The 25,015-nt window shown below is 58.1% G+C and carries 20 protein-coding genes and 1 pseudogene; 5 read left to right on the forward strand and 16 right to left on the reverse strand.

Annotated elements, in window-relative coordinates; genetic code table 11:
• Positions 1–9: 9 nt before the first annotated feature.
• Both kdgD and QMX84_RS12065 read right to left on the reverse strand, forming a co-directional pair.
• A complete protein-coding gene (gene kdgD / locus QMX84_RS12060) occupies positions 10–921 on the reverse strand; it encodes a 5-dehydro-4-deoxyglucarate dehydratase (RefSeq protein ID WP_153391155.1) in 912 nt (303 codons plus the stop codon).
• A 315-nt stretch (positions 922–1,236) separates the two neighbouring features.
• On the reverse strand, positions 1,237–1,719 hold the full coding sequence (locus QMX84_RS12065) for an Lrp/AsnC family transcriptional regulator (protein ID WP_282363884.1): 483 nt from the start codon (positions 1,717–1,719) through the stop codon (positions 1,237–1,239).
• A gap of 136 nt (positions 1,720–1,855) precedes the next feature.
• Between QMX84_RS12065 and QMX84_RS12070 the strand changes: the two genes are divergently transcribed.
• Both QMX84_RS12070 and QMX84_RS12075 read left to right on the forward strand, forming a co-directional pair.
• Complete coding sequence (locus QMX84_RS12070; RefSeq protein ID WP_282363885.1) at positions 1,856–2,482, forward strand: LysE family translocator; 627 nt, start codon at positions 1,856–1,858, stop codon at positions 2,480–2,482.
• Between the two features lie 134 nt (positions 2,483–2,616).
• A complete protein-coding gene (locus QMX84_RS12075; RefSeq protein ID WP_282363886.1) occupies positions 2,617–5,793 on the forward strand; it encodes an autotransporter serine protease in 3,177 nt (1,058 codons plus the stop codon).
• Here the strand turns inward: QMX84_RS12075 and QMX84_RS12080 are convergent.
• The 13 genes and pseudogenes from QMX84_RS12080 to QMX84_RS12140 form a co-directional block, all read right to left on the reverse strand.
• On the reverse strand, positions 5,790–6,614 hold the full coding sequence (locus tag QMX84_RS12080; protein WP_282363899.1) for a hypothetical protein: 825 nt from the start codon (positions 6,612–6,614) through the stop codon (positions 5,790–5,792). The genes QMX84_RS12075 and QMX84_RS12080 overlap by 4 nt on opposite strands.
• Positions 6,615–6,892: 278 nt before the next feature.
• A complete protein-coding gene (locus tag QMX84_RS12085; protein WP_282363888.1) occupies positions 6,893–10,537 on the reverse strand; it encodes a toxin VasX in 3,645 nt (1,214 codons plus the stop codon).
• Positions 10,537–11,433, reverse strand: a complete 897-nt coding sequence (locus tag QMX84_RS12090) for a DUF4123 domain-containing protein (RefSeq protein WP_282363889.1) — start codon at positions 11,431–11,433, stop codon at positions 10,537–10,539. Before QMX84_RS12090 ends, QMX84_RS12085 begins: the two co-directional genes overlap by 1 nt.
• A 66-nt stretch (positions 11,434–11,499) precedes the next feature.
• Complete coding sequence (locus tag QMX84_RS12095) at positions 11,500–12,018, reverse strand: Hcp family type VI secretion system effector (RefSeq protein ID WP_262124296.1); 519 nt, start codon at positions 12,016–12,018, stop codon at positions 11,500–11,502.
• Between the two features lie 473 nt (positions 12,019–12,491).
• Complete coding sequence (locus QMX84_RS12100) at positions 12,492–13,070, reverse strand: TerD family protein (protein WP_262124297.1); 579 nt, start codon at positions 13,068–13,070, stop codon at positions 12,492–12,494.
• Between the two features lie 111 nt (positions 13,071–13,181).
• Entirely contained in the window at positions 13,182–14,216 is a 1,035-nt protein-coding gene (locus QMX84_RS12105) for a TerC/Alx family metal homeostasis membrane protein (RefSeq protein WP_153335541.1), read from the reverse strand.
• A gap of 50 nt (positions 14,217–14,266) precedes the next feature.
• Positions 14,267–15,439, reverse strand: coding sequence for a TerD family protein (locus QMX84_RS12110; protein WP_282363890.1), 1,173 nt, complete (start codon positions 15,437–15,439; stop codon positions 14,267–14,269).
• A 41-nt stretch (positions 15,440–15,480) separates the two neighbouring features.
• A pseudogene (locus QMX84_RS12115) lies at positions 15,481–15,564 on the reverse strand (TerD family protein); the annotation flags it as partial.
• 73 nt (positions 15,565–15,637) lie between these two features.
• Positions 15,638–16,312, reverse strand: a complete 675-nt coding sequence (locus tag QMX84_RS12120; protein WP_123751808.1) for an HAD family hydrolase — start codon at positions 16,310–16,312, stop codon at positions 15,638–15,640.
• 9 nt (positions 16,313–16,321) lie between these two features.
• On the reverse strand, positions 16,322–17,269 hold the full coding sequence (locus QMX84_RS12125; protein WP_282363891.1) for an HpcH/HpaI aldolase/citrate lyase family protein: 948 nt from the start codon (positions 17,267–17,269) through the stop codon (positions 16,322–16,324).
• Positions 17,269–18,363, reverse strand: a complete 1,095-nt coding sequence (locus QMX84_RS12130) for a cysteine protease StiP domain-containing protein (protein WP_282363892.1) — start codon at positions 18,361–18,363, stop codon at positions 17,269–17,271. Before QMX84_RS12130 ends, QMX84_RS12125 begins: the two co-directional genes overlap by 1 nt.
• Entirely contained in the window at positions 18,356–19,114 is a 759-nt protein-coding gene (locus QMX84_RS12135; protein WP_282363893.1) for a trehalose phosphatase, read from the reverse strand. The genes QMX84_RS12130 and QMX84_RS12135 overlap by 8 nt, the downstream gene beginning before the upstream one ends.
• On the reverse strand, positions 19,104–20,240 hold the full coding sequence (locus tag QMX84_RS12140; protein ID WP_282363894.1) for a phosphoribosyltransferase domain-containing protein: 1,137 nt from the start codon (positions 20,238–20,240) through the stop codon (positions 19,104–19,106). The genes QMX84_RS12135 and QMX84_RS12140 overlap by 11 nt, the downstream gene beginning before the upstream one ends.
• Before the next feature lie 265 nt (positions 20,241–20,505).
• On the opposite strand from QMX84_RS12140, the gene QMX84_RS12145 reads away from it, so the two are divergent.
• From QMX84_RS12145 to QMX84_RS12155, 3 genes are all read left to right on the forward strand, one after another.
• A complete protein-coding gene (locus tag QMX84_RS12145; RefSeq protein WP_262124306.1) occupies positions 20,506–21,801 on the forward strand; it encodes a carbohydrate porin in 1,296 nt (431 codons plus the stop codon).
• Between the two features lie 170 nt (positions 21,802–21,971).
• A complete protein-coding gene (locus QMX84_RS12150; RefSeq protein WP_048385821.1) occupies positions 21,972–23,438 on the forward strand; it encodes a glycosyltransferase family 39 protein in 1,467 nt (488 codons plus the stop codon).
• 91 nt (positions 23,439–23,529) lie between these two features.
• Positions 23,530–24,030 carry a hypothetical protein gene (locus tag QMX84_RS12155; RefSeq protein ID WP_282363895.1) on the forward strand — a complete coding sequence of 167 codons (501 nt, stop codon included), beginning with the start codon at positions 23,530–23,532 and terminating at the stop codon, positions 24,028–24,030.
• Positions 24,031–24,119: 89 nt separating this feature from the next.
• Here the strand turns inward: QMX84_RS12155 and QMX84_RS12160 are convergent, their stop codons facing one another.
• A complete protein-coding gene (locus QMX84_RS12160) occupies positions 24,120–24,842 on the reverse strand; it encodes a histidine phosphatase family protein (RefSeq protein WP_262124308.1) in 723 nt (240 codons plus the stop codon).
• Positions 24,843–25,015: the final 173 nt, after the last annotated feature.

Here is a 25,015-nt window from a genome sequence, read left to right on the forward strand (position 1 = left end):
GGGCTTTGTTTATTGCGGGCCTTGCTTGTCGATCAAGGCGGCCAGCGCTTCGTATTCTTCTGGCAACAAATCGGTCAGCGGGGCGCGCACCGGGCCTGCGCTGTGGCCAGAAATGGTCGCCCCGGCCTTGACGATGCTCACGGCGTAGCCCGCTTTGCGGTTGCGGATGTCCAGGTACGGCAGGAAGAAGTCGTCGATGAGTTTGCCCACGGTGTCGTGATCTTCGCGGGCAATGGCGTGGTAGAACTCCATCGCGGTTTTCGGGATGAAGTTAAACACCGCCGAGGAATACACCGGCACGCCCAGCGCTCTGTACGCTGCAGCATAGACTTCTGCCGTCGGCAAACCGCCGAGGTAGCTGAAGCGGTCGCCGAGGCGACGGCGGATCGAGACCATCAGTTCAATGTCGCCCAAGCCGTCCTTGTAGCCGATCAGATTCGGGCAGCGCTCGGCCAGGCGCTCCAGCAGCGGCGCGGTTAGACGGCAGACGTTGCGGTTGTAGACCACCACCCCGATGTTCACTGACTTGCACACCGCCTCAACATGGGCGGCCACGCCATCCTGGCTGGCTTCGGTCAAGTAATGCGGCAGCAGCAACAACCCTTTGGCGCCCAGGCGTTCGGCTTCTTGCGCGTATTCGATGGCTTGGCGGGTAGAACCGCCGACACCGGCCAGAATCGGCACGCTGGTAGCGCAGGTGTCTACCGCGGTTTTGATCACTTGCGAGTATTCGCTGGCCGCCAGGGAGAAAAACTCACCGGTGCCGCCTGCTGCGAACAGGGCAGAGGCGCCATAAGGGGCCAGCCATTCCAGACGCTTGATGTAGCCCTCACGGTGAAAATCACCCTGAGCATTGAAATCGGTGAGCGGAAAAGACAGCAGGCCAGACGAGAGGATGGACTTCAGTTCTTGTGGATTCATTATTCGAACACCCTGGGTGATTTAGATGACGGCAGCACGTTTGTCGTACGTCATCGTACAACTAATAATATTATCGTCAATCCCTGTTCTTAAAATCACCCGCACAGGGGCACCCAGACCGCTCGATAACCGTAGGCCAAGGGCCGTATTAGAGCGGTCAAACGCTGGATGAAATAAATATCAGAAAGGCTAAAGCTACGGATTTAAGTGCGTACAGGGATAGGGCTGCTTTGTGATCCAGCGCAATTTTGTGTCTCGTACGTTACAGCAGGGTATGCCGTTGTGCAGATCACCCAGTTGTACGATCACGACGCATCATCCCTTGGGGCCTTTGACCGGATACTCCACAAACGGCTTGATTTCCTTGAGCACAAACATGCTCTGCATCTCTTTGATCCCGGTCAGGCGCCGGATCACCGACATGGCAAAGTCGGCAAAGGTGTCCAGGTCACGCGAGACCACTTGCAGCAGAAAATCCGCATCGCCGCCGATGCTGTAGCAGGCCACCACGTCTTCAAGGGCCATGACTTCCTGCTCAAACTTGCGCGCTTCGACTTCACTGTGGCGGTCAATGGTGACCCGCACAAACACCAGCACGCCGAGGCCGATCTTGCGTCTGTCCAGCACCGCGCGATAGCCCTGAATGACCTTGTGCTCTTCCAGTTGTCGTACCCGCCGCCAGCAAGGTGATGCCGACATGCCGATGCCATCGGCCAGGGTCTGATTGGTGGTGCGGCCATCCTGCTGCAAGGCGGCAAGAATTTTGGCGTCAATGGCGCTTAGGCTCTGCTCGGTCATAAATACCTCGTGGATTATTTTTATAGGTAAATTTGACCCTAATTCAGCCAATCAGCAATCGAAACAGACCAATTTACCCACCGCCTGCGGGATATGCTTATTGACACAAACCCTCAGCCAAGGATGAATCCGGATCATGCTCGAACTCTCTCAAGCACTGACATACACCGCCGCACTGGGCGTCGCCGCAGCCATCCCGGGCCCCGGTATGGCCGCTCTGGTTGCACGCAGCGTGAGTGGCGGCGCCCTGCCCGGCTTCAGTTTGTTGTCTGGTTTGATCTTGGGCGACCTGGTGTATTTGTCCTTCGCGGTGTTTGGCCTTAGCTTGATCGCCCACTACTTCGACGCGTTGTTTGTCTTGGTGCGGGTGTGTGCGGCGGTTTACCTGGGCTATCTGGCCTGGCAGTTCTGGTGGGCGAAACCGCAGCCGGTGGTGCTCGGTCGGCCGATCAACAAGCAGGAGCTGTTCAGCGCCTGGCTGTCCGGCCTGACCATCACGCTGGGCAATCCGAAGACCATCGCGTTCTATCTGGCGTTGTTACCGCTGGTCATCAATCTGGAATCGGTGTCGCTGCACACGTGGGGCGTCGTGCTGGTGCCGTTGACCATTGCGGTGCTGTTTATAGTCGGCGGCCTGTTTGTGCTGGGCGCGGTACGCATCCGCCACCTGCTCGCCAGCCCACGCGCTCAGCACTACCTGTTTAGAGGCGCGGCGTTGATGATGCTGGGGGCCGCGCTGGCCATGCTGGCGCAGAATCTGTAAGAAGCGCCCTGAATAATCGGTTTGCCCTACGACACTCCCGGACCTCTCTCCCGACCAACCCCGCCGCGTCCGATACGCATCCTGTTGCAGATTGCCCACGCTATGCAGCGTCAGCAATCACGCAAAGGATCCCCATGTCGAACGTACCGCACCCTCGGCGGCGAGCACTGCCGAGCGCCTGTTCATTGCCCGCAAACACCCTCACTTTGGGCCTGTTGGCGGGGCTGTGGACGCTGCCAGCACACGGCCTGGTCTACCACGAACAAGGCCGCTTGCACGACGCCGTCAGTTGGCACAGCCAGGAATACACCCGGGACTGGGGTCTGCAAGCCATCGGGGCAGACGCCGCCTATGCGCGCGGGTTAAGCGGTCGTGGGGTGAACCTGGGGATATTCGACTCCGGTGTCGACCTTCGCCATGGCGAGTTCGCGGGTAAAGATCATCGTGCTACCCGTTTGGCAGACCCCGGTTGCACCCGTGAGAGGCTGCCCACCGAGCAAGCTGATGGCTGCTTTTTCAGCAACGGCGACCGTGCCCAAGTCATTTATAACGACCTGCCGCCAGAGGTATTGGAGGCGCTGCACTACCTGGTCTCCATTGGCGATCTTTCAAGCGAAGACTTGGACGAGTACCTCGACATGGCCGGCATCGAATATGAAGCGCACGGCACCCATGTGGCGGGCACAATGCTGGCTAATCGCGATGGTGTGGGCACACATGGCGTGGCCTATGGTGCCGCGCTGAACACGGCGCGAATCTTCAGCAACACCTATAACTTTCTTCCACCCGTGTACAAAAAAACCCAGCGCATTGAACCAGGCCATTTCGACACATCCACGCCCACCTATAAGCAGATGCACGCGCACAACGTACGCGCGATCAACCATAGCTGGAACCTCTCTGACCAGTTCGCCGACCTTGATCAACTGACGGCAGCATTGGCAAAACACCGTGAGGGCGTCGGCCGCTCTGTCGCTCAAGGCTCGCTGGATTTCGGGCTGCTTCAGGTCTGGGCGGCCGGTAATACAATCACGCCGAACCTCTCACCTGACCAAGCCCCCATGGCGGGTGTCATCGCGATGCTACCGCTGGCCATTGCGGGCCTGGAGCCGTACTGGCTGAGCGTGGTCAATGTGGACCAGAACCTGACCCTTTCACCCGGCTCATTTCGCTGTGGCTACAGCATGGACTGGTGCGTAGCAGCCCCCGGGGCGGCTATCACCTCGTCGGTGGTCGGCGGCGAGATTGACGTCAACAAGTGGTACGACGAAGACGGCGAGGTCAATGGCTTTGAAGTGACAGGCGATCGGCCGGTCTTTGCTTATGAAACCTGGTCAGGCACCTCCATGGCCGCGCCGCATGTGACGGGCGCGCTGGGGTTGTTGATGGAGCGCTTCCCGTATCTGGACAACCCGCAAATCCGCGATGTATTGCTGACAACCGCTCACGACCTCGGCGCGCCCGGTGTCGATGACGTGTATGGCTGGGGGCTGATCGACCTCAAAAAAGCCATTGATGGACCGGGGCAACTGCGGGTCGATACCCGCGTGCAGATGGACCGTCGCGCAGGCGGCGCCGTGGTCTGGCAGGGTGGCGCCTGGGACGATTGGCGCAATGATATCGACGGCCCGGGGCGGCTGAACAAAGACGGGGCCGGCTGGCTTCGCCTGAGCGGCAATAACCGTTTTGCCGGTGCGACCCTCAACCAGGGCATTCTGGAATTCGACGGTACCAACCACCTCACCCGCGACATCACGGTTGAAGGCGGATTGCTGCGGCTCAATGGCGCCTTGCATGGTTCTGCGCTCAACGTTAACGGCGGCATCGCGCAGATCAACGGCCGGGTGACCGACGCCACGACTTGGGTCGGTGCGGCCGGTTTGCTCAGTGGTGACGGCGAACTGTCCCACACCCACGTGCAGGGCACGCTCATGCCGGGCAGCGAACACCGGGCCTTGACGGTAAACGGTGATTACCAGCAACAGGCCGGCTCAACCCTGATCGCCCGTCCCGGCCTAAACCCTGGCCTGCCTGCGCTACAGGTCACGGGCACGGCCCATTTGCAGGGCGGTACATTGCGTTTGGCGCCTGCGCCGAATGTATTCGCCTTGGGTCAGCGCTACCGTGTGTTGCAGGCTGACGCCGGGATTAATGGCCGATTCGACGCGCTGGATCATCAGGCGTTTTCACCGTTTCTCGGGTTCACCCAAATCCACGAGGCCGAGCAGTTATCGGTTGATGTCAGCCGTGGCCTGCCGTTGGTGTCGGCAGCCAATAGCGCCAACCAGCGCGCCATGGCCAAGGCTGCCGATGCGCTGCCCATGTCTGCACCTTTGGCACAGCGCCTGACCTCATTGTTCCCGGAGCCGGCACAGCGGGCGCTGGACCAGCTCAGCGGCGAACTGTATGCCAGCACTCAGTCGGTGCTGCTGGAAAACAGCCACGTTATACGGGATGCCGCCCTGACCCGCGCATCGGGCCTGTCGCCTTCTGGCCTGTGGGTGCAGGCGTTAAATCAAAACGGCCGACTCGACGGTGATGGCAACGCCGCGAAAGTCAGCCACAGCAACACCGGAGTCATGATCGGCGCCGACCATGGATTCGACCAAGGCACGCGCGCGGGGTTGCTGTTCGCCAACAGCCAAGGCCGTGTCAACACCGGGAACGCGGGCAAAGCCTCGCTCGACACTGTCCAGTTCGGCCTGCATGCGGGTCACAGCTGGAACGCGTTCGGGCTTTACGGCGGCCTGGCCTATGCGCGCAACACGATACAGAGCAAGCGCCGGGTCAGTTTTGCCGACATCGATGAAGGCCTCTCGGCCAATTACCTCAGCCACACCCGACAGCTTTTTATCGAAGGCAATTACCGCTTGAACTACGACGCCTGGGCGCTGCAACCCTATGTGCAACTGGCCCATGTGCGGGTGCGCAATGACGGGTTCAGCGAGCGTGGCGGCCAGAGCGCCTTGCAGGGCAGTAAAAGCAGCAGCGCGGTGAACTTGAGCACTGCGGGCGTGCGCTTCACGGTTGACCTGAGCCAGCGGCATATCGGCCCATCGTGGTTGAGCTTTAACGCGGGCCTGGCCTACACCCACGCCAGTGGCGACCTGCAACCCACCACCCAGGTTGCCTGGCTCGGCGCCAGCAGCCAGCGTATTGCCGGCGCCCCACTCAGCAGCACCGTGCAACTGGACCTCGGTGCAGTAGCACGCCTCTCGCGGGGCAGCTCGTTAAGCCTGAACCTGAACGACCAACGTGGTAAACGCTCACGCGAGCAAGGCGTCACGGCGCAGTACCAGTACACGTTTTAAGGCCTGTTCACCTCGGCGAAAATCTCCGTGATTGCTCGCCGAGGTGAGCGTTTGATCAACGCTTTGACCTTGGCGCTCAAACGTACCAACTCGGCGCTGGGCTTGGCCCATTGCTCGGGCGGCAACGGCTCGGACCACTCAAGCATCGCCTCGGGCAGGGCTTTGCGGCCGACCTTGGCGATGCGTTTTATCTCCCACTCAACCAAATGGTTGGGCAAGGTCCATAACGTCATGACGTGGTAGACGTACCAAAAAAAGCCGTAGACCCACCCCACTTCTTTCTCCCGGATACGCCGGTGCAAACTGGCGCGGGCATTGCGAAACGTGTGCAGGCCTTCATGGGAAGGGTCGCCGGGAGCCTGAAGCTCAAGCGGGTCCTGGATGGCGTGCAGATCGTTGAGTTCGTACTCCATATAACCGCGCACAGCCTCCCAATTGGCAATCGCCAGTTGCAGAGCGCCGCACTGGAATTCGACGCTGACCAACTCGCCTTCATGCATAAAGCCCATGCCCATCCCGTAGTGGCGGGTCACGCCGTATTGGGTCGCGCTTTGGCCTTGAACGACCCAGGCAGACAGGGATTCCCAAGGGACGAACAAAGGTTCTGTGGCGCCTTCGGGCATAAAACAGACTTCACGGCGTTGGCGGTTGAAGCGGGTGGGGATGACTTTGGTGAAGAGTTTGTGGGCTTGGAGCCAGACGTAAAAACACATAGCTGATCCAGCGAACCACATAAATAAAGCGTAGCCCCAGACAGCATAAAAAGAATCTACTGCAAACTCCCAACTCTCGGCTGAGCTTCCACCCAGCGCCAAAACCATGACCCAGCAAAATAAAGGGAACCCGAATCCCATTAAGCATGATGAACTGAATGGCCCACCCAGCCATATTTGATATGAATAAACATTCGGTTCTCCGCCTCCGAAATCTAAATAGATATCGTTGTAATCACCGATATAGGGGCAATAAGGCTCCGCTGCGGTAGGTAGGGGTAATGGAGCTAAATAGGTCTGCTGACCACCAGAAAACTGCTCTAGGTCACCTGCTACCTTTTGGGTCCCATTGATGGATGATTTTGGTAATACAACTTTGGCTTTGCTCATGAAAATAAATCCAAGGCATCGACATCAATCACCACTAAAGGTATTCCCGAACTTGACTCGAAGTGCTGCTTCGCAGAGAGAAATCGTCCGCTTTCATGAGGATTAAAACGAATACGGTACGTACGCGAAGCTAAATTTCCCTTCTCACGCAGCGACTGGAGTTCAAGTTCTATCAATAACTCTTCGGATAATTTACCCAGTACTCGCTGAGGATTACGTGGATAAGTGAGCTTTAGCAACAAAGGTGCAGGACCACTCTGCTCCTTTTCCAGCCTGCTCTCCTCACGATACAAGCCCGCCTCTACCTGTTCGGTTACAACCTCACGCTGCTCAATGGGTTTGCCTCGATCACCTTGCAGGAACGTAGTTATTCGCAGCGCACCAACTCTAAGGCCATGATTGGCCTGACCTTCTAGCGTGGGTAGATAGTCAGAGACAGTCATCCCAGGAAGAATCACGAATATCTCACCCGGCTTTGCGCTGGGCAGCATACTCTGCCAGAACGGTTCGTCATCTGATCGCTTGATCTCTACAAAGGGCGCCTGCTGCTGCATCGTCAAGTAATGCTGAAACTCTTGAAGGCTTAAATTTTCACGTTTATCTGCCTCAAGCCCCCATGGGGTGCTTTGCAGCCAACGATCGTGGCCGCTGGTGTTGTAGCGGTTGTAAAACCAAGTACCTGCCAATTCCAATAACGTAAAGAATGCACCGGCCCAGTTAAAGCGAAAAAAGACACTGCTTAGACGAGTTCCAGCAACCTTCCACGCCGTCTCACGGGCCGCCCCTTTAGCAGTATTCAATACATCTAATCCTGCCCGTACTGTATTAACAACCCCATAAGCATTGCTGGCCGCCAGACCACCTGCAGCAACCATCGTTATCAAAGCTCCGGTTTGAGCGCCTCGATTCCCGCTACGGACTGCTTGTAACCAATTACTGTGGTAGTTCTTAAGGCTGATAACAGCAGCAATAAAACCAGCTAAATAACTAAAAACCCCCAATCCAACATGCAACTTGCCCATCGTGACTTGCAGCCGACTGAGCGAAGTTAGAGCCAAACCATCTCCTAGCTTTTTAACCTGAGCGCTTAGCGCCGTGTCAAATACGCCCTGAGCCGCCGCAAACCCGGCAGCACCAGTGGCAGCGAATGCACTTATTAGAGGTAACCATTGCCTCTTATCACTCGAAACAGCCAGTGTCTCTCTAAACACCTGCACCAAATTCACCGCCTGCGCCACAAACAGCAACAACGCCGCGCCATCCCCCAGCGCGTTGATCAACGGCGCGCGCTGGACACCTTTACGAAAGTTATCCATCAACCCGGCAACTTGCCGTTTGCCTTCATTCGGGAAGATGACTGTCAGCCCTGCTTTGCCCTGCGTCGAACCAAAAATCCGCGCATGTTCATCCGGCAATTCCGGGATGGGGCTAAGGCTGGCTGCCAGCCGTCTTTGCTCCAGATCCAGCCGTTGGCTGTCGTATTGAATTTTCTCCAGCAGTTCCCGGGAGGTCTGAGATTTGTGCCCGTGTTGACGATTGGATTGGGCCCGCTTCTTTTTAAGCAGGGCTATTTCCTGGCGCAGCTTGAAGGTCTCACCCAGCGTTTCGCGTAACGCGGCCTGTTCTTGCGGTGTCGCAAAATGGAACGTCACGCCTTCGGTTTTGGCGGCCTGCACTATTCGCGATTTGAGGGCGACGGGCAGTTTGCGCAGCAATTCTTCAACGTCGGGCATGGCGTTGTTTTTGAAGAACTCGTCAAAGTTGAGCAGCACGTTTTCCAACCCGCGATTAAGCGCCGGGGTCAGGGTGTTGAGGGCGGCATTGGCCACTGAGCGGGTGCTGTCGGGGAGATCGTCCAGTGCCGGTAAACGGCTCTGTTCAATGCTGCGCAGGCGGGCCAGGAGTTCGGGGCTGTTGTTGAACAGGACCATGCCTGCCGCCAGTAAAAATGCGTAGTGCACCCACAACGCGGTTTGGTCGCTGTAGGGCAAGGTGTAATACAGCGGGCGGCTGAATTGCGGGTTGCGCTGGCTGTACGCCAGCAGTTGCTCACAGGCGTCGTCGCTGCGACAAATGTCTTTGAGGCAGGCATATTCAGTGGCAAACGCGTGCCCGGCGTGGCCGATATCCATCGGGTCGAAGTACCAGCCCGCTTTATGAAATGCGCCCGAGCACATCAGTTTGACCCTGTCGGCGGTGATGGCGTCGAGCAGTTGATTCCAGCGCGCCAGCCCGGTTCGATGGGCGAGTAATTCGCGGGCCATTGCTTCGCGGTCGATCAGGTCATTGACGCCGCGCTGGCCAAATTTTGCGCCGTACAGCAGCTCATCAACTTGATTGAATCGATGCTTGCCCAGAGCCACCAGGGTTTCGAAATGTGTGTCGACAAATGCCACGGGAGCGACCTGGAAATGTTCGCGGGTGTAGAAACGACGGTCGACGTCTTCTGCAGCGCTTCGAGCATTTGAGCCCATGGCAGTGCCTTTCAAGCGGTCCTCATTGGCCAGCATCTGCGCCCGTTGACGCAACACCTCCAACTCCGCCGGCACCGGGCTGCCCGCGGGCGGCGTCATCAAGCCACCTCTTTCGAGGTACTCAATAATCGCGGTATTTGTGACCCCGTGTTGCGGCTCAGCCATGCCCTGCAAATCATCCAGCAGCGCTTTGTGCGCTGGGTCCTTACTCTCACCGATCAGCGTTTTGACATCCAGCGCATTGAGCTGGCTGAGGGATTCGATGTAGCACGCCAGTACATAGTCGCGTTCGTTATGGCCCGGTTTCGCCCCGCCATTGCTCCAGTCATCGATCCAGCCAACCACGTGGTCCTGATAATTGGCCAGGTCGCGCATCACCCCCAAGGTGTCTTCCAGCACCAGATACAGCGTGTCGTGCCGGTACTGTGGATGAATGCAGCCGGTGAGACGGTTCATGGAGGTTTGAGCGAAACGCGCGGGTTTTTCCCACAGGTAGGGCAAGCGCTCATGCTCGGGCAGTTCCGCGTCCAGCCGTTGTTGGGTGCTGCTGGTGTGCCTGGCCAGCGTGGTAGCAGGGTTCTGTTGCTCTGCCTCGATTCGCTCGGTCGCGACTTCCGCCAGCCAATGCTCGGTCATGTCCGGGGTCAGCAGATGGGGCCCGCCTGTGTCGCACTTGGACTTGCTCAAGTCGACCGCTTGCATGAAGTGAATACGCTCGGACGTTGAACTCAGCACCTGCTGGCACTTTTTCGCGGTCCACGGGACTTCGGAATACGTGACGTACAAGGTGCTGGTTTTGGCGTAAATCAGCCTCGGTTCGTGGATCGGTTCTTCACGGTCGTCGTCGAACACCTCACGACCTTGCCACAGCATGGCGCTGACCAGCCCGTCTTCAATACGGTACTCGGACAAGGTGCCACTGCTGCCCTCAATCACGTACAACCAGCCATCGCGCAACAGCCGGATACCCAGCGGCCGGGCGCCGAGGCTGTAGGGCATGGCAACCTCGCCTGCGGGGTCGAGTGCCGGGTTGTCGACGATGCCATAGCGCAGCGGGATCAACTGCACGGTGGTTTTCATCAGCGGGCAGGTGCCCATACTGTTTCGCGCATCATCGCGGGAGAGGTTGACGTTGTTGGGGTTTTTGGGCCAGAAGACGGTCGACATCAGGCAGGCTCTCTCAGGTGCAGTGCTCGGCAGCGGGCGATTTCAGCCACCTTCTCGATGCGTTGCGCAGGCGTGAGCGCCGAGACGGTGATCAACTGAAGGTGTAAGTCGGGATGGTCCCGCAGCGCATGTTCCCCGAGGTAGCCGTGCACATTGGCGTAAAGGGTGATGTCGAGTTCACTGCTCAAGCCGCGGTCATAGGCCATGCTCGCCAACGCGTGAACATGTGCCCAGCGTTCGCTTGGCGAGAGGTGGGCCTGGTACGCGGGAAAGTAATGGAGTAAATGCCGCTCGAGCCGCAGCACCACATTGTGAAAACTGACGACATCCAGCGCGCTAGCCTCTTGCTCCGAGAGTAAGTAAGGCGTGCACTGTTGCGAGATGGGCGCAGGGCCGGGGCGATGATGGAGGTGCCAGACACCCTGCGCCGCGTCGGCGATGAGGATCTGCTGGCAGGGGCCAAACAGGGTGGCATCCCCCGCTTCGACCGCCAGCGTAAATAATGCATGCATGACCGAAGGGTCTGCCAGACGCAGAAACACACGCTGTTCGTGGGGCATGCGGACCACGGTCAGCCAACGCAGATGGGCAATCATGGACGACCATTCACCGTCACAAAACAGCAGGTAGCCCCACTCTTCTTCGGCATTGGCTAAAAATTGTTGGAGTACGGGCTGAGCCGGTGTCTCGACTTTTAATACACGCGGCGACAGTTGCTCAAGGCCGGGCATTGCCGAGGCGGTGTACAGCGGCTCAAACACCCAGGGGTTGTTCCACTGCGCCAGGTGCTGGGAGCGTTTGATCAGGCTGACCGCGTCCAGTAATAAACCGCAGCGTCCTTGCCATTCAAGGTCGGGAGGTAGACCTGCCGACAACGAAAGATCACGCGTAACCATTGAATGCCTCCTGCGAACGACATCAGCCCGCCGAGGCGGGCTGATGTCGTTTATGGGTACTTGGGTTTAACCTGCGACAGGGCTGCGCCAGTCGTCAGAGCCCGAAGTACCGCTGATTTCGTGAGTCCAGGTGATTTTGCGGTACGTGAATTGCACGTCCTCCAGGTGGGTGAAATGGCTGTTAGCCGGGTCCTGGCAGTTGTGCATGTAGTCTTTAATGTCGACGATGATCGCGTCTTCAAGTGTGGTGGTGTAGTAATGCTCTTGCGTGCCGGCAGCCGATGTCCGATACCATTGAATAACGACTTTCTCCATGTGCTCGCCGGAGGTCAATGCTGCAAGCAGCAAAGGCGAAGACTTGTCAAAAACTTTAGTAATGCAGAGCGGCTTGTGAATACGCTGACCGGTGGGCTGACCCGATTGCGGGTCACGCGGGATGATCACCTCGTGGCTGAAACCCTGAACCATGACCTGGTCTTCGTGCCCTTCCTGATAGGTGTTACCCACTGAATCGGCTGTGAACGCGCCGGCTGTGATCAGGCCCTGCTTTGCACCGGTGATGGACATATACGCTGGCGTAGCCATGAAGCTCTCCTTGCACAAAAAATGTGATAAGCCGGCAAACAAAAACGTTGCGCGGTCATTGGAGAGTTCAAGAGTTATGCCAGTTAACGTTCAGCCCTTATAGATCAACGCCTGTAGACGACCGTGTGTTTTTCGTCAGGGGATTTAGGCGGAATATCAGGCAAAAGTGCGCAAGGTGTTGCGCACTGCTGCGCAAAAAGTTGCGCAGTGCGCTGGAGCCCTTTGTTGATAAGGCTTACAGCAAAATAGTTAGTGTAAAAACAGCGTTTAAGTGCGCAAGTTTTTGCGCAGTTGTTAAGTGCAGTTTTGTGACCGGCTACAGCGATGAAAGGAGCATGTTCTCACGCTCAACAATCAAGAGATCGCGAGGCAAGCTCGCTCCTACAGAGGGCGAAATTTTGGATGGCTGCGGGATTTAACACAAAAAAAAGACCCTGCCCGGCGTCGGGTAGGGTCTTTTTTTAATCGTGGGGTTAGCCCAGGTTTACGCCGTGAGACGCCGCCAACGGGCCCAGTCCGCCAGCAAAACCCTGGCCGATGGCTTTGAACTTCCACTCGCTGTTATTGATGTACAGCTCGCCAAAGATCATGGCGGTTTCGGTTGAGGCGTCTTCGCTCAGGTCATAGCGCGCCAGCTCTTTGCCATCCGCCTTGTTCACCACGCGAATGTACGCATTGGCGACTTGACCAAAACTCTGCTTACGCCCGGCCGCTTCGTGGATGGTGACGGCAAACACCAGTTTTTTGGTGTCTGGGGCAAAGCCGGACAGTTTGACGTGCACTTGCTCATCATCGCCCTCGCCTGCGCCTGAGCGGTTGTCGCCCTGGTGCACAACGTTGCCGTCCGGTGAGGTCTTGTTGTTGTAGAACACAAAACTGCCGTCGTTCAGCACTTTGCCGCTCTCGCCAACAATAAACACCGAGGCGTCCAGGTCGAACTCCTGGCCGTCGGTTACCCGTGGATCCCAGCCCAACCCCACCACGACTTCGGTAAGGCCCGGTGCTTCTTTGGTCAGGGATACATTGCCGCCTTTACTCAGACTTACTGCCATGTGCGTGAATCCTTATAGAAAGAACTGACTGGGAACGGCTTGAAAGACCAAGCCATACCCCTCGACTGCATCGTGTGCTGCGCCTCCTGGCCGTTGAACAAGGCAAAGCTGTCAGCCGTTTTTAACGTCCGATTTTTCTTCTTTGCCGGGGAAAACAACGCTGGCCGCAATGCCGATGGCCAAGACCACCAACACCACCAGCAAGCTGGTGTTTGGCTCAATGCTGATGCCATGGCCAAACAGGTGGTTGGTTGCATTCAACGCCAGCTTGGCGGCGATAAAGAACAACAACGCGATAACCGATTTTTCCAGGTGCACCAGATAACGCTTGAGGGCTTCAAGTACGAAGTACATGGTGCGCAAGCCCAAAATCGCAAACATCATGGCGGAGTAAACGATCAGGGGTTCACGGCTGACGGCGATGACGGCTGGCACGGAGTCGAAGGCGAACAGAATGTCCGAGACCTCAACCACCACCACACACAAAAATAGCGGTGTGGCGAACAAGGCGCCTTTGCTGGCCAGGGTCATGCCCTTGTTCTCGGGTTTGGTGATCTCCTGCTCAAGCACCGTGCGCGACACAAAAAACTGATGACCATGCAGCTTTGGCCATACCGGGAACAGTTTTTTCGCAAACCGGTAGGCGACGTGTTTGGAATAGTCTTCGTCTTCGTCGTCTTCATTGCCGCGCAGCATCATGATCGCGGTCCAGGCCACAATCACCGCAAACAGCACTTCTACCCACGGTCCAAAGGCCAGAAGCCCTGTACCGATCGCCACGAAGATCAAGCGGAACACGATGGCGCCGATGATGCCCCAGTACAGAACACGGTGACGCAACGCATCGGGGATCTTGAACCAGGCAAAGATCGCCATGAACACAAACAGGTTGTCGACGCTGAGGACTTTTTCGAGTGCGTAACCGGTAACAAACAGGCTGGCCACGCTCGGACCATGGGCGTAATACAGGTAGCCCGCAAAGGCGAGTGAGATCAGCACCCAAAAAATCGACCAGCAAGCCGCGTTGGTCAGCGTGACGGGTTTATCGCTTTTGTGGGTAAACAGATCGATTGCCAGGGCAATGACCGCAAGTGCTACAAATACAGCGATGGTCGTTGGCGGAAAGCCAATTGCCGTGTTTTCCATGGTGTCCTCAAAGATCAAAATCGCCAGCCTCGGCGGTCGTTATGTCGCGGTCATTTAGACCCGGCAGCCCAGCGCATGCCCCAGCCAAAGGCCGTGTCCATGTCTGAATGGCCATTGTAAAACTCAACCTTGCGATTGACCTTGACGCTGCCGTCAATGTTTTCAAGCAAGGCGACAGCGCACATACCCTTGGAGCCGCCCTCTTCGCTCAAGCGCACTTCGACGGGCGGTTCGCCTGGCATGTACAAGGTGATCACGCCGTCAGTGGCCTGCCAGTTCGGCGCGCCTTTATAGATGAACGCATAGACAAGCACCCGGCGTACTGCTTGCCACTGTTTGCCATTGATGCGCAGCCACTCGCCATCGCTTGCGGCCCCGGTACGGTCATCGCCCATCAGTTGAATGAACGGTTCATCGGCAAATTCGCCAAACGCATTACCCAGGGCCTGGACGGCGCCTTTGCGGCCGTTTTGCAGCTCGTACAGGCAACCTACATCCAGATCGATCCCGCCTGACTTGCCGCGCAACGCTGCAAAAAAGCCACCGCCGCCGATGTTTTGCGGGGCCCGGTTCCAGTTGAGGTTTATTTTGATCTCGCCGAAATCCCCGTCTTTTTTAACGAGACTGATGGAGGGGCGCTGCTTGTCGAGGGTGACCTTTGACAAATTGACCCGGGTTGCCGACGCCGGCGCCACAGGCGCCGGGGATGGCGTTACCGGGGCGTCAATTTCCATACCAAAGTGTTCAGCCAAGGGTGCAAGACCGCCAGCAAAGCCCTGAGCGACACAGCGGAATTTCCACACGCCCTGACGACGATAAAACTCACCCAAAATCAATGCGGTTTCTGACATGCCTTGCGTCGGAATCGGGGCCTCTATGCCGCCGCTCACCGCCACGGTCAGATGGGGAAATGCCGAGAATTTAGCCTTGTTTTCATAAACGGTGGCGGTCAATGCAATTTTGTCGATCGCAGGATCAATCGCCTGTAAATCGAGGCTGAACACCGCTCGACCGGGGCAGGACTCAAGCAGTTTGACCGCGCCATGATTGACCGCTTTCTGGCCGAAGAAGCACATGTCGTTGTCGCCACGCACCTTGCCCGAAGCCGTGAGCAAAAATGCCGAAACGTCCAGCTCCGCGCACGACACAGGGCTGTAGCTGACGGTCACGTTCAAGGTTTCTGTATTAACACCTGTGTTGGCGCCCGGCGCCAAAAGGGTCATAAACGCACCGCCCGGGGCGCATTGCAGCTCAGGTTACACGCCAGCCCCATCGATACTTTTTTAAGCCCCGCCCCGGTCTCCTTTTCCAGGGATACCGCTTGGTTCTTGGACAACGAAATAGCCATGTAGCGTTTCCTTTCCTTGTCTGAACTCAGGGACGGGGGCCGAAAGTAGCTGCTGGCTCATGATCTGTTCTGCTCAGAGTTCCTCACGCAGACACACATCCAATGGCCGCTTGCGACGCCACAGCGCATGAAACTCGCGCCAATGTGGCTCTTGGGCTGCCCCCAGCATTTGCTCGTCGCCCTGGGTGTCTCCCCAAGCACGTAGTGTGTATTGATCCAAAGGCCCGTACTGGGCCTCCAGCCGAATGACTTTTTGCTCGCATCGGCAGTTGGTGCCGTCGATCTCTCCGGTCAGCACGCCATCAACCGACTGCAGCCGGGTGCCAATGAGCGCGATACCGAGCTTTTTGGCAAAGGGCTTGAGCACCAGCTCTGGCGAAGCCGAACAGATGGTCACAATGGCCTTCTGTTCAAGCTCGGAGGCGACCGATACTAAGCCCAAAGGTCGCATCAGTTGCTGCCAGGAAGCGTCACAAAATGCTTCGGCACGCTCGGCCACCCATGCTTCCTTGGCTCCCGTGAGATAGACCGTGATGAGTTTTTCTTTCAAATCATTTCGGCTGATCCGGCCCAGCAAATAAGCGGTGGTCGCAGGGATCATTCGCAAGAGCCGCATCGCGAACAAGCGGTTGCCAAACGCGAAGCGCAAAAAGGGCACAAAGCTGTCGTGATAGGTCAACGTGCCATCAAAATCGAAAGCCGACAGGACCTGCTTGCCCTTCTCAGGCGTATTCAAAACTTCATTCAACCGACTACTTCAGCCCATCGCAGGCTGCCTCCAAAAAGGGTCTATCGAGCGGGTCATTTCGGGGCGAACCCCTTGCCAATGCGCTCGTTCAATAATCATTTGCGCCCATTTGCCATGGGTCGCGGGTTCACACATCGCATCGTTGAACTTGAACACCGCAGGCGCCGTATCACTTTGTATCTGGCGTGCGCTGTTGAAATCTTCAAGGCTGACTTGTAGCGCCCTGTGGATAACTGCAATTTGCGCCGGATGGATTGCGGTTTTACCGACAAGCCCGTGGGCGATATCCAGCGCCAATTCCTGCTCCAGCAACTGCGGCATGTTGAGCTGTTCAAACACCGGCGCCGTCAGCGCAAACCCCGCAGAGCCCATGATCCCGCATAACATCGGGATAACGTAACCCATCGGTGTGCTGTAAAGCGTCATCGTCGGTGAACGACGCAGCCCCAGAGAGCCCATCAGATCATTCCCGCCTATGCGCAGGGCAATGATACGCCCCGGCAAGTGTTCGAGCAGGGCGCTGCGCAATTCAACCATGGCGCCGGGGTCAAAGACCTCAGGTGTTTCAAGGGTTGGCATCAACATCAAGTCGTCGCAGGCCACGGCCTGTTGCCACTCGCGCAGGTTGCTCAGACACAGTTTAGGCACAACAAATCCATCGACGTGGCGCATTAATGGCCATTCATTGAGCAGCGCCGCCATGCGGCTGTCACGCGGCCGGATAAACAGGATCGGCCCGCCGGACGGTCGACCGCCCCGCGCTTCGATAGCCTCCAGCAGGTGTTTGAGATTGTTCAGTGCCTGTTGCACATCGGTGGCGGCCACGGCGTCTTCGAGGCACAGCACCAGCGATCGCAACCCCTGGATTTTTTCACCAGACACAACGTCCAGGATGTCCGGCCGGGTGGCCGGCATGTACAGCGTGGCCCCCAGGGCATAGGGCGAATGCTTGATCATCAGCGCACGCTCCTGATGACAGTGAGGGCGCGATACGGCCCCAATTCGTCACCGACTTCGCGGACCTCGATGTTGGCCTGACGGCTCAGGTGCATCAGCAGTTGCACGTCCGGATCGTCACGCCGGCGCACCAGCACTTGCTCGGGCATGCGGCGCATGACGGCACGGGTGGCCTCGGCAATACCGGGCTTGATCCGGTTGCCGTTGAGCACCGAAAAACGCGTCGAGATACCGTCCAGCACACTTTGCGCGCGGCGTTGCAACGCCCAGGCCTGTGCCAGCGTCCAGGGTTGGGCGCTGGCGGGCGCGGTTATCCGGGCACGTTCGGTTTCGATGCTGTGGATAAAACTCATGGTCACGTCATGCCCAGCCAAATGGGGGTACATCACGCACCCGTGCAAGCCGGGTTCTGGCGCCCAGATTGAGCGTGATACCAGACCGGACACGGTGGCCCCCAGAATCCCCGAAGGGATCAGCCAGTCTTCGGCAGACGCTGCCAGCCAGGCACGCCCACACGGATCCGCCAACACCACCAACCGTGGCCGGGGTGCAAAGCGCGAATCGGCAGCCAGGCTCTCACGCAGTTGTTCGCTGATCGCTCCTTTGCCCGTCCAGCCATCGACGAAGACGATGTTTTCGGCACCGTGTGCCTTGATGACCGCTTCGAGGGCCACGTTGTCGATACCCCGGTCGCGGACAATGCTGACCCCGTAATGCCGGGCATCACGACCGGCTTCAAGCAATGCCCGGCGCAGCAATACGCCCAGCGGCACCCCGGCGCGCACAAATGACACCAACGCAAGGGTGCTGCCGGTGTAACGTTCGTTCAAGGCGTTAGCCAAGGCCTGAACATCTGCGGCCATGCGCGCCGCATTGTGCGCCAGCGCCCGCCTGTAGAGGTTTTGATGGGGTTGGGAGGGCGCATGCTCCTGGCTGATCATCTCGGAGTAGTGGCGTTGCCGGGTCTGGATCAGGTGCTCTTTTTCCTGCACATCGGTGGTTTTAATCACCATCGCACGCAGTAAAAAGTGCACATCATCCCGGCCGTAACTGCCGCTGCCGACGGTATTCAAGCCCGCGCAAACATTACGCATGGTCCACGCTCGCACACACATGGCTGGCCAACTGACCGTGTTTTGGAGTGCCCCACCAGTCGCACTCAGCCATAAAACCCAGGTCCGACAGGCTGTCGCCGAAGCCGAGCAATGGCCGTTTGCCGTTGAGTGCCTGATCGCGGCGAACCCACTCGCGCACCGCTTCACGCTTTTGCAACGCCTTCGGCAGGAAGGCCAGATTGTTGCCGTTGCCATGCACGTTCAGGCCGTTGAGCAAACCCCGCGCCCTGGCCTCGGCACATACGACCAGCAGCGCATGATCAGTTTCATAACTGTGTTTGGTCACCACGTAAGTGGCCAGGCCTTGCTCCTCCACCACCCAACTGCGCAGCGATAAGCCCAGCTCAGCACCGAGCGCCAAGGTTTGCTCGCTCAGGCGTCGCAGGCGTGCCTGCTCCAGTGCCAGTTCGTTGCACATGCGCGCATGCCACTCGCCATCGGGCACACCCTCTGCGCTGAGGATGACGCCGCCGTGGTCACAGATAGCTCCGTGCACGAATGGAATCTGCACCCGCTGATACGCCTCAACGCTGCGCGCAGTCACGGGCACCACGTCGGTGGTGGCCAGCAACCACTCGACAAAGCCCTGCTGCGTCGCATTCATAAAGCCATTGGGCTGGCCCTGCGCATCAAGCGTGGCGGTGTAGCGCGGCCCTTCGGCCATTTTGCGGGCGGTTTGAAACAACGTGTCGTCGAGGTCAACGAACACAAGCGGGCGATTAATGGCCATAAACAATCACCTGTGCATTCAATGCCCGCAGCAATGCCGGATCCAGCGCAGCCGTCGGGGTTTCGCTGCAAATCAGCACACGGTCAAACTGGCCAGGGGCGACGTTGTATAAAAAGTTGGGAATGCCCAGCCCATAGTTGTCGCGAAATGACAGCGCGTGGTCGATGGCGTGACCCAAGGCGATGGGTGAACGGCTGGTGGCGCTGAAATGCACATCAGCGCCCGAACGCTCCAGCCGCTCAGCGAGCAAAAAAGGTGGCCAGACAAACTCACTGGTGCCGATCACAACGACCCGCTCGCCGGGGGCGACGTGCAGATCAGGGGCCAGCGTGTCGCGGTGTTCGCACACGCCCATGCGCCCCCAGTCTCGTTCAGGTTCAAGTGGCCAATGACCTTCGGCCACAGTGCCGACGCTGGGCATTTCTGGCAGCTCGGCGTGTGCATCTTCGGCAAACGTATAACGCCCGGCGAGCAGTGAAACGCTGCTGGCGTGACTGCCCTTGGCCTTGCGCAGCGCACCCTGCGACCAGTCGGTGAGGGTGGCGCTAACGATGCGTTCAATCGACTCAAGCCCGGCGTCAGCCAGGGCGTTGCACACATTGATAAAGGTGGTACCGGTAGACGCCTCGTCATCCACCAGCACCAGTGAACGGGCCGTCAGCATGAGAGCAAGGGCCTGTGCGCTCTGCGGCAGGTGCAGTAAATGCGAAGTGGCGTGGCTGTGTTCTTCTTCAAAACGGGCAAACACCGCGCTGCCCGTCGGATGCCGGGTGCTGCACAGATAAACACTGTCGTTGCGCGTGCGGGCCAAGGCGCGATGTACGCCAGCGCCGAGGCCGACAGCCGTTTCGGCCATGCCGATGACCAGCACCGGGCCGGGCAAGTCCGCGGGGATCTGTGCGGCCAGCGCATCGAAACACTCAGCCATCCGCGACGGCCGGGCTGGAATGTGCCGCCCCAATACACACGAGACAAACAAAAAGGCGCGCTTGGGGTTACGCCGTTCAGCGAAACGGAACAAGGCCTGTGGCTCAAAAGTCGATGCATTGACTTCAACCTCCAGGCGACCGCGCTTAAGGTTTGCGGACAAAGCCTTGGTGCCGATCATGGGTTTAGCGCTGCTCATCAGAGTCTATTACCTGGGAATACGTCGAAAGAGCGCGGACGATTCGCCAGTGACCCGGCTAAAACAAGCTGAAAATCGTTACCTAACATGCCGATATATGCGCCGAAACCTCGCTAAAACTGCGCGTTTTCACCATCACAGCGAACTGCACCCTCTCGTCGCGGCAATATGACGAAATATTAATTTTATGAACTAACTAGTTCATACTGTGCGACATCGTGTCGCCCCCTGCTTTGCGACACCGCTTATGAAGGAGCACTTTTAGATGTTTTTTTCTTCCCGCGCCTTGCTGACTTCCGGCCTGTGCAGCGGCTTGTCACTCTTGGCCCTCGTCCCCGCTTGTGCGCTTGCAGACACCTCTGACGACCTGATGAATCGCTCAACGCTGACCGGCGATTGGGGCGGCGAACGCCAAAAGCTGATCGACAAAGGCATTAAGCTGACCGGCGACTACAACTCCGAAACGTTTTCCAACCTGCACGGCGGGATCAAGCACGGCACGCGGTATTCGCAGCAAGTGCGCATCGGCGCCCAGTTCGACCTGAGCAAGCTGCTCGATACCCCGGACGCGGGCCTGGTGCAGATCACCGTCAACGACCGTCGCGGCCATAGCGCCTCCGAAGACTTGGTAGGCAACCGCTTGCCGGTGCAAGAGAACTACGGCGGCCAGTACACGCGGCTGTCTGAATTCAGCTACCAGCGCACGCTATTCAGCCCGGCGCTGACCACCAAACTCGGCTTCCTGGCGATGGGTAATGACTTTGGCGGTATGCCGCTGCTGACCAGCTTTGTAAACGCCGGTTTCTGCGCCCACCCGTTGACCATGTCCAACGGCAGCGGCTGGAGCAACTACCCGACACCTCATTGGGGCGCTGAATTGCGCTACACCGTGAGCCCGTCGCTGACCTTGCAAACCGCTGTGTTCCAGGTCAATCCGGAGTACAACAGCCGCTCCTCCGAAGCGTTCACCATGACCACCCGTGGCACCACCGGCGCCATCCTGCCGCTGGAAGCGATCTACAACCACAACGCCTGGCTGAGCGGCCAATACAAAGCGGGCTGGTACTACGACACCTCCAACACCACGAAAATTGGCAGCACGCAAAAAGCCAACAATCGCACCGGCGCTTACATACTGGTCGACCAGGCGATCTGGCGTGATGAGCAAGACCCCGAAAGTGTCTTGCGCGCCTTTGGCCAGGCCGCCACCAGCAATGCCGCGACCTCGGCCATGCGCCGTTGGTACGCGGTGGGCCTGGTGAAACAAAAGCCGTTTGCCAGCCGCCCGCAAGACAGCATCGCCTTCGCTTACGGTCGCGCCGTGTTCAACTCACGCTCGCGTGATGTGCAAGAAGCTGCGGCTGCCAACCCTGAGCAAGCCAACATGATTGCCAACCTCGACAGCGGCGAGCAGTTGCTGGAGCTCAACTACGGCGCTCAAGTGACGCCGTGGTTGCTGCTGCGTCCGGATGTGCAATACATCATCGAACCGGGTGCGTTCTACGGCAAAAGCCGGGGCAATGCGCTGGTCGCAGGCCTGCAGGTCAAGGCAACGTTCTGAGTGTGATCCTGACCCGGCAATCGCCGGGTCAGGAATAAACATGATGCCTGTAAGCACTGTGGTGCCATCACGGGGCAAAAAGTCCTGAATCGGCCATTTTTCACATTTTGTTAAACTTTCCCCTCCTATACTCCAGCGCATTATTCACTGAAATATAGCCTGGTAACCCAATGCGTCTGACTCGTCCCGCTCTGCTGTTACTGCTGCTCGGTTGTGTGTTGATGTTTTTTGCCTTGGGTAACCACCATCTGCAAGGTTCCACCGAATCCCGGGTTGCCGGGATTGCCATGCAAATGCACTTGAGTCAGGACTGGGTCACCCCGTCCCTGCTGAATGAACCCTTCCTTGAAAAACCTCCCCTGAGCCTGTGGCTCGATGCGACGGCGATCCAGCTGTCTGGCGGCCAGCTGTTTGCCGTGCGCTTGGCGTCCGCCATTGCCGGGCTGTGCAGCATCATGTTGCTGTTCACCATGCTGCGCCGCTTTGGTCGGCCGACAGCCATGGCCTGGACGGCTGCCGCGATGCTGGCCACCATGGGCAGCTTTTGGGCGAATGCACGCCAGGTCGGTGAAGATTCGCTGCTGACCCTGGGCGTCAGCATGGCGCTGCTGGCGTTTTACCAGGCCAGCCGCCAACCGCGCTTTGCGGCCGGTAGCTGGTTACTGTTTGCCGCCGGCATTGCCATTGCCACCTTGAGCAAAGGCGTGTTCGGCCTGGCCTTGCCGGGGGTGGTGATTTTTACCTATTTGCTGTGTGACAGCTTGATCAACAAACGCTTTGCCGTGAATGACTGGCTGCGCCCGGCCCTGATGACTCTGGTGGGCTTGATCCCGCTGCTGATCTGGCTGTGCGTGCTGTATCAACGTGGCGGGCTGCAAGCCGTTAGCGAAGTGGTATTGACCAACAGCATTGGCCGATTCAGCGGTTCCTTTGTCGAGGCCGGGCACTACGAACCCTTCTACTATTACCTGCGCAAATTGCCCGAAAGCTTCCTGCCGTGGAACCTGCTGACGTTCCTGGGGCTGTGGCATTTCCGCAAGCAATTGCGCAGCAACCCTTACCTGCTGTTTTTCTGCGTGTGGCTGCTGGCGCAATACCTGATGCTCAATATCGCCTCAAGCAAGCGCGCGGTGTACTTGATGTCGCTGACCCCGGCGGCGGCCGTGATCGCTGCCGAGTACGCCGGGGTTGTGCTGCAATGGCTGCGCAAGAAAAGCCAGGACTCGGCCATCGCCAAGTTTTTGAGCGACTACCACCGTTCGCTGGCCATCGCACTGCTGGCCGGGGTTGTCACCACCTACCTGATCGCTGCGGCTGTATGGGCGCCGCGCGCCGATCGCAGCGAATCCTTCCAGCCCGTGGCCGCGCAAGTCATCAGCCTGCAAGCCAGCGGTAAACACATCGCCCTGCTGCAACCGGATGAGCGTCTTGGAGCCGTGGTGTTTTATAGCCAGCAACTGCCGCACACGCTGAACTCCGCCGCCGAATTGCAGGCCTTTTTGGCTGAGTCGCCCGACAATATCGCGGTTATCGACAAAACCGAGGTGCCGGGTGTGGCGCTGAAGGTGCTGGACACGGTCAGTGTTGGCCGCCATCACTTTTACTTCGTGACGCTGGCGCCCGCTTCAGAAGATTGATCCGCGGCAATAGAACGACACTTGGCGTGGCCGATTACGGCACATTGGCTACGCTCCCTGTGCTGGACGTTACCCAGTCAAGGAGCTAGCCATGACCATCAGCATTACCAGCCAGAGCCTGAGCGACTATGACGCTCAGTTGGCCTACAAGACCGCGACGGCGTACCTGCGCCAATCCGGCCTCGCCCGTTATCTGATTGACCAGCTTGAGCACCAACATTTAAAGCTGAGCATAGAGGTCAGCGCCGACCCGGCACTGGCCGACAAAGACGTGTCGAACAATGGCGCGCTGGTCTGGAACCTGCGCAGCAGCGCGTGGCCAAACCCGCAGGTGACAGAGGTCACCGCCTTGCTCAACCGCAGCCCGGTGCAACAGAAGGCGTACCTCACCAGTCAGTGGGTGCTGATGCACTTGCTCGCGCTCGCGTGTCAGCAGTTGAATAACCAACTCAACTTTCGCGATGCGGATGCCACATGGCCGTGGCTTGATGAAAAAGAACTCAGCGCCGACGACATCGAAAAAGCCGTGGCCCAGGAACTCAGGGACGTGCCGCTGCCGGTCGAAGACAATTGGAATCGTGTGTTGGCTTAACGGTACCCAATTGTAGGAGCGAGCTTGCCTCGCGAGCTTTTAAAAGATCAAAAGATCGCGAGGCAAGCTCGCTCCTACACGTTGAGGTGTTAAAAACGTGAGGCTTCGAGGCTATGGCCCGCTGGCAGGGTGCCTGGCGGCACGATGCTGTTCCAGTCTTTGGTTTCAACATAACCGAGCATTTGCGGCTGTGCGCTGGCGCCCTCTACGTTGATAAACAACGAAGCGCCATAGCTGAAGGTGGTTTCTGTGGGCACATGCATCTGGCTCTCAAGCTCGTCCATGCATTCGCTATGGGTGACCAGCACCAGATTGCGACCCGGGACTTTATGCTTGAGCACGTCGCTGAGCATTTTGCCCCTGCAGTTGAACACCCAGTCTTGAGCCTCAACCGGGCGAGTAAACATCGCGTCAGCCGTCTGCCGTGAGCGGGTCAGCAAGCTGCTGTAGATATCGGCATGGGCCAGCCCCATCTGAAGGAACTCATTGCCCAGCGCTTGAGCAACGGATTCGCCGTGCACAGTGATGCCATCTTCAGGCCCCAGGCAAAGGGTCGAGGAACGGTCGCAACGTTCGCCATGACGAACAAGCGCAATGACATCGCCTTTAGCCCAGCTCTGTTTCAGCGCTACCACACGGCTGGCATTGCCGGGCAACGCCAGGTTGGGCGCAGGTGCAGGCGCCAGCAATTGAAGGGTAATAAATACGGTCAAAACCGTCGCTACGACCACCACCAGTGCATTTCGATAACGCGCGAACGCTTTGCGCAGTAATGCGCGCTTAGCACCCGCTAAACGAAGACTCAAAATCACGTAGAACGCCCCTATGGCAGTCAGTGAACAACAGTCGCTGCCACCCTATAACGCGAATATGACAATGGATGGGTGAACAATCCCGCTGGTACGAAAACAGTCTTGCATAGCAAGGCTTTTTCCAAACTGAACGCAGTCTAGAAATTCGGGTGTAGGAGGCAGGTGAAGCAAAT

It is taken from the genome of Pseudomonas sp. PS01297 (genome assembly GCF_029959305.1).
In the GTDB taxonomy this organism is placed as follows: domain Bacteria; phylum Pseudomonadota; class Gammaproteobacteria; order Pseudomonadales; family Pseudomonadaceae; genus Aquipseudomonas; species Aquipseudomonas helleri.

Excerpts from the sequence above, each read along its gene's own strand:
- kdgD (WP_153391155.1), bottom strand. The coding sequence starts at position 921 with ATGAATCCACAAGAACTGAAGTCCATCCTCTCGTCTGGCCTGCTGTCT.
- QMX84_RS12065 (WP_282363884.1), bottom strand. The coding sequence starts at position 1,719 with ATGACCGAGCAGAGCCTAAGCGCCATTGACGCCAAAATTCTTGCCGCC.
- QMX84_RS12140 (WP_282363894.1), bottom strand. The coding sequence starts at position 20,240 with ATGAGCAGCGCTAAACCCATGATCGGCACCAAGGCTTTGTCCGCAAAC.
- QMX84_RS12090 (WP_282363889.1), bottom strand. The coding sequence starts at position 11,433 with ATGGTTACGCGTGATCTTTCGTTGTCGGCAGGTCTACCTCCCGACCTT.
- QMX84_RS12125 (WP_282363891.1), bottom strand. The coding sequence starts at position 17,269 with ATGATCAAGCATTCGCCCTATGCCCTGGGGGCCACGCTGTACATGCCG.
- QMX84_RS12095 (WP_262124296.1), bottom strand. The coding sequence starts at position 12,018 with ATGGCTACGCCAGCGTATATGTCCATCACCGGTGCAAAGCAGGGCCTG.
- QMX84_RS12130 (WP_282363892.1), bottom strand. The coding sequence starts at position 18,363 with ATGCGTAATGTTTGCGCGGGCTTGAATACCGTCGGCAGCGGCAGTTAC.
- QMX84_RS12085 (WP_282363888.1), bottom strand. The coding sequence starts at position 10,537 with ATGTCGACCGTCTTCTGGCCCAAAAACCCCAACAACGTCAACCTCTCC.
- QMX84_RS12150 (WP_048385821.1), top strand. The coding sequence starts at position 21,972 with ATGCGTCTGACTCGTCCCGCTCTGCTGTTACTGCTGCTCGGTTGTGTG.
- QMX84_RS12110 (WP_282363890.1), bottom strand. The coding sequence starts at position 15,439 with ATGACCCTTTTGGCGCCGGGCGCCAACACAGGTGTTAATACAGAAACC.
- QMX84_RS12135 (WP_282363893.1), bottom strand. The coding sequence starts at position 19,114 with ATGGCCATTAATCGCCCGCTTGTGTTCGTTGACCTCGACGACACGTTG.
- QMX84_RS12105 (WP_153335541.1), bottom strand. The coding sequence starts at position 14,216 with ATGGAAAACACGGCAATTGGCTTTCCGCCAACGACCATCGCTGTATTT.
- QMX84_RS12145 (WP_262124306.1), top strand. The coding sequence starts at position 20,506 with ATGTTTTTTTCTTCCCGCGCCTTGCTGACTTCCGGCCTGTGCAGCGGC.
- QMX84_RS12155 (WP_282363895.1), top strand. The coding sequence starts at position 23,530 with ATGACCATCAGCATTACCAGCCAGAGCCTGAGCGACTATGACGCTCAG.
- QMX84_RS12070 (WP_282363885.1), top strand. The coding sequence starts at position 1,856 with ATGCTCGAACTCTCTCAAGCACTGACATACACCGCCGCACTGGGCGTC.
- QMX84_RS12100 (WP_262124297.1), bottom strand. The coding sequence starts at position 13,070 with ATGGCAGTAAGTCTGAGTAAAGGCGGCAATGTATCCCTGACCAAAGAA.
- QMX84_RS12075 (WP_282363886.1), top strand. The coding sequence starts at position 2,617 with ATGTCGAACGTACCGCACCCTCGGCGGCGAGCACTGCCGAGCGCCTGT.
- QMX84_RS12080 (WP_282363899.1), bottom strand. The coding sequence starts at position 6,614 with ATGGTTTTGGCGCTGGGTGGAAGCTCAGCCGAGAGTTGGGAGTTTGCA.